This window comes from Dietzia sp. E1, from assembly GCF_014145015.1.
GTDB classification, from domain to species: Bacteria; Actinomycetota; Actinomycetes; order Mycobacteriales; family Mycobacteriaceae; genus Dietzia; species Dietzia cinnamea_A.
The window spans coordinates 1-11,407 of sequence record NZ_JAALDU010000093.1; the positions used below are offsets into that span (position 1 = coordinate 1).

The 11,407-nt window shown below is 69.5% G+C and carries 7 protein-coding genes; 3 read left to right on the forward strand and 4 right to left on the reverse strand.

Features of this window, described 5'->3' with window-relative positions; translation table 11 throughout:
* Positions 1-1,415, reverse strand: a 1,415-nt coding sequence (locus tag G6030_RS04070) for a nitrate/nitrite transporter (RefSeq protein ID WP_182642284.1), incomplete at its 3' end; no start/stop codon positions are given.
* A gap of 167 nt (positions 1,416-1,582) precedes the next feature.
* On the opposite strand from G6030_RS04070, the gene G6030_RS04075 reads away from it, so the two are divergent.
* Both G6030_RS04075 and G6030_RS04080 read left to right on the forward strand, forming a co-directional pair.
* On the forward strand, positions 1,583-2,155 hold the full coding sequence (locus G6030_RS04075; protein WP_182642285.1) for a hypothetical protein: 573 nt from the start codon (positions 1,583-1,585) through the stop codon (positions 2,153-2,155).
* Positions 2,156-2,223: 68 nt separating this feature from the next.
* Positions 2,224-3,375, forward strand: a complete 1,152-nt coding sequence (locus G6030_RS04080; protein ID WP_182642286.1) for an aminotransferase class I/II-fold pyridoxal phosphate-dependent enzyme — start codon at positions 2,224-2,226, stop codon at positions 3,373-3,375.
* A gap of 89 nt (positions 3,376-3,464) precedes the next feature.
* On the opposite strand, the gene G6030_RS04085 is transcribed toward G6030_RS04080, so the two are convergent.
* From G6030_RS04085 to G6030_RS04095, 3 genes are all read right to left on the reverse strand, one after another.
* The gene (locus G6030_RS04085; RefSeq protein ID WP_182642287.1) at positions 3,465-5,366 is read right to left on the reverse strand and encodes a calcineurin-like phosphoesterase family protein; all 1,902 of its coding nucleotides are present in this window, start codon (positions 5,364-5,366) and stop codon (positions 3,465-3,467) included.
* A gap of 299 nt (positions 5,367-5,665) precedes the next feature.
* Complete coding sequence (locus G6030_RS04090) at positions 5,666-7,855, reverse strand: 3-hydroxyacyl-CoA dehydrogenase NAD-binding domain-containing protein (RefSeq protein WP_182642288.1); 2,190 nt, start codon at positions 7,853-7,855, stop codon at positions 5,666-5,668.
* A gap of 37 nt (positions 7,856-7,892) precedes the next feature.
* Positions 7,893-9,104, reverse strand: coding sequence for an acetyl-CoA C-acetyltransferase (locus G6030_RS04095; protein ID WP_007632224.1), 1,212 nt, complete (start codon positions 9,102-9,104; stop codon positions 7,893-7,895).
* A gap of 136 nt (positions 9,105-9,240) precedes the next feature.
* Here G6030_RS04095 and malQ point away from each other — a divergent pair, with 136 nt between their 5' ends.
* Complete coding sequence (gene malQ, locus G6030_RS04100) at positions 9,241-11,391, forward strand: 4-alpha-glucanotransferase (protein ID WP_347238571.1); 2,151 nt, start codon at positions 9,241-9,243, stop codon at positions 11,389-11,391.
* Positions 11,392-11,407 lie beyond the last annotated feature (16 nt).

Here is an 11,407-nt window from a genome sequence, read left to right on the forward strand (position 1 = left end):
GCACTCGGCGCGTCACCGGCCGCCCCCACCGGCGACGTCCCGGTGGCCACCGGCGCGGGCGCGGCGGTCGGTCGGCGCAGGTACACGGCCCGGGTGACGACGGCCGCCACCACGTAGAAGGCGGTGAACACCACGAACGCCGCAGTCGCCGATCCCGAGGACTGGTAGGAGCTTCGCAGGGTCATGTTGATGAGGAAGCCGCCGAAGGCCCCGACCGCGCCGGCCACGCCGATCAACGCCCCCGAATGGGCCCCCGACCACGCCGCCCGCGCCGCCTCCGGCAGGTCCAGTCCCCGGCTGCGGGCCTCGTAGACGGTGGGGATCATCTTGTAGACGGACGCGTTGCCCATCCCCGTGAGCGCGAACAGCGTGAGGAAGGCCGCGAAGAACAACACGAGCGCGCCGCCCGAGAGCCGGCCACCGTCGGCCGACTGCATGCTCGAGGTGATGATGAGCGCGACCGTCGTGACGGCCATGCCCAGGAACGTCACCAGCGTCACGCGCGCCCCGCCGAAGCGGTCCGACAGGCGCCCGCCGAGCATCCGGGTCAGCGAACCGAGCAGCGGGCCGAGGAACGTGATCTGCGCGGCGTGGAGCGCGGCGTCCGCCGGGGACTCGCCGTTGCCGGTGAAGGTCATGGTGAGCATCTGCCCGAACGCGAAGCTGAAGCCGATGAACGAGCCGAAGGTACCGATGTAGAGCAGCGACAGGACCCAGCCGTCGCGGTCGGTGGCCACGTCGCGCATGCTCGCCACGTCGACGGTCTGGTGGCCGAGGTTGTCCATCTTCAGCGCGGCCCCGATCCCGGCCACGACCAGCAGGACCAGGTACACCGCGATCACCCAGTGCGGCGAGCGGTTACCCGCGGCGGCGATCACCAGTAGGCCCACCACCTGAATGGTGGCCACACCGAGGTTGCCGCCGCCCGCGTTGAGGCCCAGGGCCCAGCCCTTCATCCGCTGCGGGAAGAAGGCGTTGATGTTGGTCATGGACGACGCGAAGTTGGCCCCGCCCAGGCCGGCGAGCGCGCCTACCACCAGGTACAGCCACAGCGGCTGGCCCGGGTTGGCCATGATCCATAGCATCGCGCCCGCCGGGATGAGCAGGACGAACGCGGAGAACATCGTCCAGTTGCGACCGCCGAACGTGGCCGTGGCCAGCGTGTAGGGGATGCGCAGGAACGCGCCGGTGAGGGTCACGACCGCGGAGACGAGGAACTTGTCCGGGGCGTCGAGTCCATAGACGTCCTCCGGCATGAACAGCACCATCACCGCGAAGAGGGTCCACACCGAGAACCCCACGTGCTCGGCGAACACGGACCAGTAGAGGTTGCGTGCGGCGACGCGTCTGCCGCCGGACTCCCACTGGTGCCGGTCCTCCGGATCCCAGTTCTCGATCGTGCGTGAGCGCGTCATGTGCGTGGCCCCTCCCCGCCGGTGGGCTCCCTTGTTCGGTGCCCCGTGCGGGCAACCGTAGGAACGGGCTGTTTCCCCTGCGCTACTCGTGGTGACGGTCCCGTCACGGTGTACTCACGTGTGGGCGTTCGGCCTGTGAGGGGGCCGCGGCCGTGGTGAACTGGGGCATGTCCTCCCGCGTCACATCCCGCGTCACCGCCCGCGTCCTGGCCGCCGGCGTCGCTGCACTCGCCGCCATCGCCGCACTGGCCACGGCCGCACCGTCGTCAGGCGCCGACCCGCTCCCCTACACGCCGGGGTGGGGCTTCGAACTCGCGCCGGGACAGGTCACCGTCCCGGAGTCTCCCGCCTTCTGGAGCTACGGCGACTCATTCCGGCTGCTCTCCCCCTACGGGGCGACCAGCCCCGTGCACTGCGCGTCCGACGGTGGCTATCCGTTCGGCCGATGTTGGCAGTTCTCACCGGACGGCGCCTTCGTCGAGCTCCGCCGCGATACCCGGGTGAGCGATTTCTGGCGCGCCACGTTCACCCGGACCGGGTCCACGACCTCGGCCTACATCGGGCTGTACGAGCTCGCTCAGCGGATGGGGTGGCTGGGGACCTCGGGCGGAATCTTCATCCCTCCGATCGCCCCGGGTAGCGACGAGGGCACCTACTCCACGATGATGCCGCTCGCCCGCGAGTCGACGTATCCGGTGTTCGACGTGTGGGTGTACCCGGGGTTCGTGCCCGGGAGCTGACGAGCGTGGCCGCGACGGCTGAGTAGCCTGAGGGTTCCGCTCGCCCCCGGATGAGAAGGATGCCTCACGTGCCGTTCCCCTTGGATGTCCCCGAGTCCGTCCTGCGCAGGCGCCGGAGCCAGAAGTGGCAGGCGTACCCGGAGGACGTGCTGCCGCTGTTCGTCGCCGAGACCGATGTCCTGCTGGCCCCCGCGATCCGGGACCGACTAGCCGCCGCCGTCGCCGACGGGGACACCGGGTACTTTACGGAGATCGAGCGGCTGGCCGGGGTGTGCGCCCGGTACTACTCGCGTTTCGGGTACGACGTGCCGGAGGACACCGTGGTCCCGGTCAACGACGTGGGGGTCGGCGTCCGCGAGTCGCTGGCGCGCATCCTGCCGGCCGGGAGCGGTGTCGTGTACACGCCGCCGGTGTACATGCCGTTCGGGCCGTGGATCCGGCGCGTGGGGATGTCACCGGTCGCGGTGCCGTTGATCGGTCACGACGGCGAGGACCCGCAACTGGATCTGGCGGGCATCGAACAGGCGTTGGCGGACGGGGCCCGAGCCGTTCTGCTCAGTCACCCGCACAATCCCACGGGCGTCCTCCACTCGCGTGCGGAGTTGGCCGAGCTCGCCCAGATCGCCGCCCGGCACGACGCGGTGGTGGTCTCGGACGAGATCTGGGCGCCCCTGGCCATGCCCGGCGTGGACTTCGTCTCGTTCCTGGCGGTCTCGCAGACCGCGCGCCAGGTGGGGCTGGCGATCTCATCGGCGTCCAAGGCGTTCAACCTCGCCGGGTTGAAGTGCGCGTTCGTCGTCAACGGCAACCCGGAGAAGTTCCCGGTGCCGCGTTCGGCGCTGTCCGGCGCGGTGGGGCACTTCGGCGCCCTCGCCGCCGAGGCCGCGCTCACCGAGTCACTCGACTGGCTCGACGACATGCGGGCCGCCCTCGCGTCGAATCTCGACCTCATGGAGCGGTTGCTGGCCGAGCATCTGCCCCGTGCGCGGTGGCGGCGGCCTGACGCGGGGTTCGTCGCGTGGATCGATCTGCGCGGGTACCCGGGCCTCGGCGACGACCCCGCCGCCGCGTTCCTGGACGAGGGTCGGGTCGCGCTGAGCCCGGGCCCGGCGTTCGGCTCCCAGGGCAAGGGATTCGCCCGCGTGAACTTCGCCTGCTCCGACGAGCTTCTCGCCGAGGCGTTCACACGTATGGGGCGGATCGCGGCCGAGCGCGGCTGAGGTCTGCCCGGACGCGGTGTCAGCGGATCCGCACCCCCTCTGGCGGCGGGGCCGTGGCCCCGCCGCCAGAGGAAAACTCCACCGAACGTTCAGCCCGTCACCGTGAAGGCGAACGACGTCCTGTGCTTACGTCCGTATCGGTCCGTCGCCGAGACCTGGGCGGTGTGCTCGCCCGGCTCGAGATCGGAGGGCAGCGCGATCCGCCACAGGTGCGAGCTCGACCGGCCCAGTGCGGCGTCGGCGATGAGGTTGTGGGTCCCCGAGACGGTCTCGGTGTACTCCCAGCCCACGTTGAGGGCCTCGCCGGTCGCCGGCTGGGTGTGCTCGGCGGCGACGGGCTCGCCCCCGTCGACAGACACCCGGACGCTGGCGTCCGTGGATCCGCCGAAGAAGCTGGCCGCCAGCCACGCCGCGCCCGTGCTCACGTCCGCGGTGCTGACGGAGTCGGTCGCCACGGGAGCCGGAGCCTCACCCTGCTCCCCGTCGTCCTTCCACTGCTGGTAGACCTCGGCCCACTCCCGCCACGCGGGGCTGTTGATCCCTGTCAAGAACTGGCGGTCGGCCGACTCGTTACGCACGGTGTAGTACTCGGAGCGCTCGTGTCCGTCGAACTCGATGGTCAAGACACCGGGCTCGGCGGCGTCGGACGTGTACGAGTAGGGGACGCCGTTCTCATTGAGCTCGCCGGAGTACCACGAGCCGGAGACCGCGCCGGCCACGAGCTGGTCGTGGGTCAACTCGGGGATCCCGGCATCGATCCACTCTTGCCTGGAGTCACCCGCCAACAGATGCTCCAGCGTGTGGGTGTGACCGCCCACCGTCACCGCGTTGGGATAATCGGCCAGGATCTCGTACAGCGCACTCGCGTTGTCGGTCGTGACACCGCGGTAGTCCACGATCGGCGCGTGCGCGGCCACGACGATGTTCTTCTGACGCTCCACGTGCTGCAGGTCGTTACGCAGCCAGTCGAGCTGCTCCTGCGTGAGGGCCTCGGCGTAGCCGCCGTTGGACCCGTCGGCCTTCTGACCGTTGTAGACGATGTTGAACAGACCCACGAAGTGGGTGTCGCCCACTTCGTAGGAGTAGTACGGCGCGCCGAAGTCGCGGCGATAGGTGTCGACGGAGTGGGTGGCGTCGGCCGCGTCGAAGTCCATGTCGTGGTTACCGGGGATGGCACGCACGGGACCGTTCGCGTCGGCGTAGAGGTCCTTGACGGGCTGGTTCAGGCTTAGGTCGTCGCCGACGTTGTCGCCCAGGAGCAGGATGCCGCAGCCCGCGTAGTCGTCGCGGGCCGCGAGGTCGGCGGGCACGCCGCGGCTCGCGTACCCGACCTCCTCCATGTCGTAGGTCTGGGTGTCGGAGGCGATCGGGCAGGACTGCCTCGGATCGGCGGTCGCGGCCGACTTCGCGAGCGGGAAGTTCACCGCCGCGGGTAGATCGCCGGTCGGCTTCAGCCCGCCGAAGCGCAGCTCCGGCGAGCCCTCGGGCAGGTGGTTGTAGCTGAACTGGGCGACCTTCTGCTCGTCGACTGGCACCTGCCAGCCTGCGGGCTGGGTGACGAAGGCGGTGAAGTTGTCGGTGGCCGGCAGTTCGTAGCGCCCCTGCTCGTCGGTGATCACCACGTCGCGACCGTTGGACACCCGCACATCGGGCACGCCGACTTCCCCTTCGTCGTGCACCGAGTTGCGGTTGGCGTCGTCGAACACGCGCCCGGTCAGGACGGACGGGTCGGCGGCGGCGCCCTCGACCACCTCGACGGATCCCGTGTAGAGACCGTCGTTGGTCGCGGGCGCGGAGCTACCGGGCGCGGCGCCGAGCGACCCACCCTCGTCGGCGCCGAGCGAGCCACCCTGGTCGACGGAGCCGCTACCCAGGAAACCGGTGGGCAGTGCGTGTGCGGGTGCTGCACTCACGATGATCATGGCGGCGAGCGCCAGGCCTGTGGCGCGACGTCGGTGTCGGTGCGGATGCGGTGTCTTCGCTGACGGCATCGTCTCTCCTCGTTCCGGTGGTGTACGACCTGCTCGTACGCTTGGCGAACGCTAAGGTCGCCGGTCGACATCGAGGTGGCGGGCCGAGGGCGGGATGTTGAACCCCGCGTCGCCCGCAGGCGACGTGCCGCCCCGTCGCTGGAACTATTCGGAGGCACTTATCGGAGTATTTTGTCTTCACGTTTCACGCCGCGGCGGGCAGAGGGTCTAGGTGCATGCGCGACACCCCCGCCCGCCGTGCCCTTCGAGGGGACGGCGAACGGGGGTGGACGACAGCCTGAGCCGGTGGGATGCGGGCGTCAGCCCTGGTCTGCCGCCAGCTTCCTCAGCGACTCGGTCGGAGCGAAGCGCTCGCCGTACTTCGCGGCCAGCTCCTCCGCGCGAGCGACGAAACCCTTGTAGCCCGAGGCCTCCTTGGCGCCCGGCTCCGAGTAGTTCTTGGCGTACTGGCGGGTGCCGCCGGTCCACGCCGGGAACCCGATGCCGATGATCGAGCCGATGTTGGCGTCGGCGTCGTCCACGATCACGCCCTCGTCAACGCACTTCTGCGTCTCGAGCACCTCGGCGAAGATCATGCGGTCGATCAGGTCCTGCAGCGGCGGGGCGTTGTCGGGAGAGGTGTTGAACGCCTCCCGCAGGCCCGGCCAGAGTCCGCCGCGCTTGCCGTCGGCGTACTCGTAGAAGCCCGCGCCGGCGGCGCGCCCGGACCGCTTGATCTCCTCGACCATCTTCAGGACGACGCGGTCGGAGGAGTTGGGGACGTATTCCTTGCCCGCGGCCTCCTCAGCCTCGCGGGTGGCCTGACGGATCTTGACCATGAGGTTGAGGTTCAGCTCGTCGGAGAGCTGCAGCGGCGCCGCCGGGTAGCCGGCGATCCGCCCGGCCTGCTCGATGGTGGACGGTTCGATGCCCTCGTCGAGCATGCCGATCGCCTCGTTGACGAAGGTGCCGATGACGCGGGAGGTGTAGAAGCCGCGCGAGTCGTTGACGACGATCGGGATCTTGCGGATCTGCAGCGTCAGATCGATGGCCTTGGCCAGCGTCTCCGGCGTGGTCTTCTCGCCGCGGATGATCTCGACGAGCTGCATCTTGTCGACGGGCGAGAAGAAGTGCAGGCCGATGAAATCCTCCGGCCGCTTGACGCCGGTGGCCAGGTCGGTGATCGGCAGCGTCGAGGTGTTGGAGCCGAGCAGCGCGTCGGGCGCGACGATGTCCTCGATCTCCTGGAAGACCTTCTTCTTGAGATCGGGGGACTCGAACACCGCCTCGATCACCAGGTCGCAGCCGGCGAGCGCCTGCGGGTCGGTGGTCGGGGTGATGCGGGCCAGCAGCGCGTCAGACTTCTCCTGTGTGGTGCGGTTCCGCTCGAGGGCCTTGGCCTCGATCTTCTCGGAGTACGCCTTACCCTTGTCGGCGGAGGCCTGCTCGACGTCCTTGAGGACGACCTCGATGCCGGCCTTGGCGCAGACGTAGGCGATGCCGGCGCCCATCATGCCCGCGCCGAGGACGCCAACCTTGGTGAACTGGGTGCGCGGGATCTCGGAGCCGTCGGCCGCCTTCGGGCGGGCGCCACCGGAGGAGCAGTGCTGCATGTCGAAGAAGAACGCCTGGATCATGTTCTTCGCGATGGGGCCGGTGACGAGGGAGACGAAGTAGCGCGCCTCGATCTTCTCGGCGGTGGCGAAGTCGACCTGGGAGCCCTCGACGGCAGCGGCCATGATGGCCCGGGGGGCGGGGGCCGGGGCGCCCTTGGTCTGTTTGCGCATGTTGGCGGGGAACGAGGGCAGGACGCCGGCCAGCGCGGGGTCGTCGATCGTGCCGCCGGGCAGCGTCCAGCCCTTGCGATCCCACGGCTGGGTGGGCTCGGGGTCGGTGGCGAGCCACGCCTTGGCGGCGTCGATGAGCTTCTCGGGCTCGACGACCTCGTCGACCAGGCCAGCCTTGAGGGCCTTGTCGGGCGCGAAGGAACGGCCGGACATGAGGATGTTGGGCACGGCCTGGGCGAGGCCGAACATCCGGACGGTGCGGACGATGCCGCCGCCGCCGGGCAGCAGGCCGAGGGTGACCTCGGGCAGTCCGACCTTGGCCCCGCGGGCGTCGGCCATGACGCGATGGTGGCACGCGAGCGCGAGTTCGAGGCCCCCGCCGAGGGCGGCGCCGTTGATCGCGGCCACGACGGGCACGCCACAGGTCTCGAGGGCACGCATGCGGCCCTTGATCCCCATCGACCGCTCGTACAGTTCGTCGGCCTGCTCAGGGCCGGCCTTGATCATGGACTTGAGGTCACCGCCGCCGAAGAAGCTCTTCTTGGCGGAGGTGAGGACGACTCCCTTGATGGAGTCCTTCTCGGCCACGATGCGGTCGACCGTGGCGGAGAAGTCGTCGATGAAGCGGGAGTTCATCGTGTTGGCGCCGTGGTCGGGGTCGTCCATGGTGAGGGTGACGATGCCGTCGCCGTCCTGATCCCACCGGAACATGTTGTCGCTCACTGTTCTTGTACTCCTGTATCGCTGTGGTGTCGGTGGGTCAGACGCGTTCGATGATGGTGGCCACGCCCATGCCGCCACCCACGCAGAGGGTGATGAGGGCGCGCTTGCCGCCGGTGCGCTCCAGTTCATCGAGGACGGTGCCGGTGATCATGGCGCCGGTCGCGCCGAGCGGGTGGCCCATGGCGATGGCCCCACCGTTGACGTTGAGCTTCTCGTCGGGGATGTCCATGTCCTTCTGGAAGCGCAGGACGACGGAGGCGAAGGCCTCGTTGAGTTCCCAGAGGTCGATGTCGTCCGGGGTCAGGCCGGCGGTGGCGAGCGCCTTCTTGGCCGCCGGCGTGGGTCCGGTGAGCATGATGGTGGTGTCGGCCCCCGAGGTCGCGGCGGCGACAACCCGGGCGCGCGGGGTCATCCCCATCTCCTGCCCGGCCTTCTCCGAGCCCACCACGACGAGGGCGGCGCCGTCGACGATGCCGGACGAGTTTCCGCCGTGGTGGACGTGGTTGATTTCCTCGACCCAGTGGTACTTCTGCAGCGCGACGGCGTCGAACCCGCCCATGTCGCCGACCATGGCGAAGGAGGGCTTGAGCCCGGCGAGCGCCTCGACGGTGGTGCCGGGTCGCATGTGTTCGTCGTGGTCGAGGATGGTGATGCCGTTGATGTCCTTGACGGGCACGACCGACCTGGCGAACCGGCCCTCCTCCCAGGCGCGGGCGGCGAGTCGCTGCGAGCGCTCGGCGTAGCGGTCCACGTCCTCGCGGGTGAAGCCCTCGAGGGTGGCGATGAGGTCGGCGCCGATGCCCTGGGGCGAGAAGTAGGTGTCGTAGTTGGTGGCGGGGTCCATCGCCCAGGCGCCACCGTCGGTGCCCATGGGGACGCGGGACATGGACTCCACCCCACCGGCGAAGACGACCTCGTCCCATCCGGAGCGGATCTTCTGGGCGGCCATGTTGATGGACGTCAGCCCGGAGGCACAGAAGCGGTTGATCTGCACGCCGGCGACCGTGTCGGGCATGCCGGCGGCCAGGGCCGCGATGCGGGGCAGGTCCATCCCCTGGTCACCGAGGGGGGTGACGATGCCGAGGATGATGTCCGAGATGCGGTTCTCGTCGAGATCGGGGAACCGACGGCGCGTCTCCTCGATGAGGCCGACCACCAGGTCGATCGGCTTGACCCCGTGTAGGGCACCGCCGGGCTTGCCCTTACCTCGCGGTGTCCGGATGGCGTCGTAGATGAATGCCTCGGTCATGGGTGGGCCACGCTCTTTCTCTGGGCGAACAGGTTCGTGTTCCGTCAGGCTACGTGGTGCGGCCGCGCTTCGCGGAGTGTGGTCCGTTTCCGTCGACCGGCGCGTCGACTGCGCGGCCGGTGGCACAGTGGACCGCGTGACTGCGAATGACATCGTCTCCCCTGTCCTGGCCGAGCTCGCCGAGGTGTGCGGGGTCGCCACGTGTTATGACGACGCGCAGGGCGTGCACCGGGAGATCCCCGCCCGCACTGTGCGCGCGGTGCTCGCCGCGATGGGCGTACCGGTTGCTGTCGACGACGACGACGAGCTCGGCGTTTCGGAACACGAGGCCCTGGCGGCCGTTCGCGTGCGCCCCTGGCGGCGTGTTCTGCCGCCGTCTCTGGTGGCACGTCAGGGCACCGCCATAGGGTGCCCGGTCCATGTCCCGCACGGCGCGAAGGTGACCGTGTCGGTCCTGCTCGAGGACACGGATGTCCCGGTGACCCTGCTCCCCCTCGATGAGCCGCGGGCAGCCCGTGAGGTCGACGGCGTCACAGTCGAACGGGTGACGCTCCAGGTGCCGGCCGCGCTGCCCGCGGGATGGCATCGCGTCTCCGCCGGGGTGGAGGTTCCGGACCGCGAACCCGAGTCGAGTGAGTGCACCCTGCTCGTCTACCCGCCGACGATCCCGGTCCCCCGCGGCCTGGGAAAGCGCAGGGCCGTCGGCCTGGCCGCGCAGATTTATCAGGTGCGTTCGCGGCAGTCGTGGGGCGTCGGGGATCTCGCCGACCTCGGCGACCTCTGCGGCTGGGCCGGCCGGGAGACGGGCGCGGATTTCGTGTTGGTCAATCCGACGCATGCCGGCGAGCCGTACCCGCCGGTCGGTCCGTCGCCGTACCTGCCGACGACCCGCCGTTTCGCCTCTCCCCTGTACCTACGTCCGGAGCTGGTGCCCGAGTACGCGGAGCTACCCGCCGCTGATCGCGCGCGGGTCGATGCGCTCGCGCGGGAGGCAGCGGAATCCAACGAGAAGGACACCATCGACCGGGACGCGTCGTGGTCCGCGAAGTTGGAGGCACTGCGCCTCCTCTTCGCCGTTCCGCTCTCGCCGCGACGCTCTGAGTCGTTCGACCGGTTCGCCGTCGAACAGCCGGGGCTGAGGGGGTTCGCCACGTGGTGCGCACTGGCCGGCGAGCACGGGCCTGACTGGAGCGAGTGGCCGGAGGAGCTGAGGGAGCCGGACTCGGAGTCCGTCGCGCGCTTTGCCACCGAGCACGCGGAGGAGGTCCGTTTCCATGAGTGGTTGCAGTGGCAGGTCTCGCAGCAGCGGGGGCTTGCGCAGAGCGAGGCGGTCGGAGCCGGTATGCGGCTGGGCGTCCTCCACGATCTGGCGGTCGGCGTCCATCCGACCGGGGCGGATGCGTGGTCTCTGAACCGGTCGCTCGCCCGCGGCGTCTCGGTGGGCGCGCCGCCGGATGCGTACAACCAGCTGGGTCAGGACTGGTCGCAGCCGCCGCTGCGACCGGATGCTCTGGCGGAGGAGGGTTACGCGCCATTCCGCGACATCGTTCGCGCCGCGCTCCGGGATTCCGGTGGGGTGCGTATCGATCACATCCTCGGGCTCTTCCGCCTGTGGTGGATCCCTGAGGGCGCTCCGCCCACCGAGGGGACGTATGTCCGGTATGACCACGAGGCCATGCTCGGTGTCCTCGCGTTGGAGGCCACGCGGGCCGGCGCCGTGGTAGTCGGTGAAGACCTGGGCACGGTGGCTCCGGGGGTGCGGGAGACGTTGTCCGATCTCGGGGTGTTGGGTACGTCGGTGATGTGGTTCGAGAAGCGTGACGACGAGCCGGTTCCGCCGGAGGAGTATCGCCGCCTGTGTATGGCGTCGGTGACGACGCATGATCTTCCCCCGACGGCCGGGTATGTCGATCTCGTCCACGTGGATGTTCGTGAAGAGCTCGGCCAGCTCACCGGCGACGTCGAGGAGGAGCGTCGGTCCGCGGCGGCCGAGATCGAGGCGTTCCGTAAGGAGGTCCGCGATCGGGATCTTCTCGAGGGCGATTCCCCGGATGATCTGGTGGTGGCACTTCACCGCTTCGTGGCGGCTGCGCCGTCGTTGCTCGTGGCGGTGTCGGTGTCGGATCTGGTGGGCGATCGCCGCCCGGTGAACATGCCGGGTACGTCGGATGAGTATCCGAATTGGCGGGTGCCGTTGACGGACGCCGATGGCCGTTTGGTCAGCCTCGAGGGGCTCGTGGATTCGGCGTTGGCGCGTCGCGTGATGTCTGTGGTGGTGGGTGGGTGAAATGGCGGGAACCCCC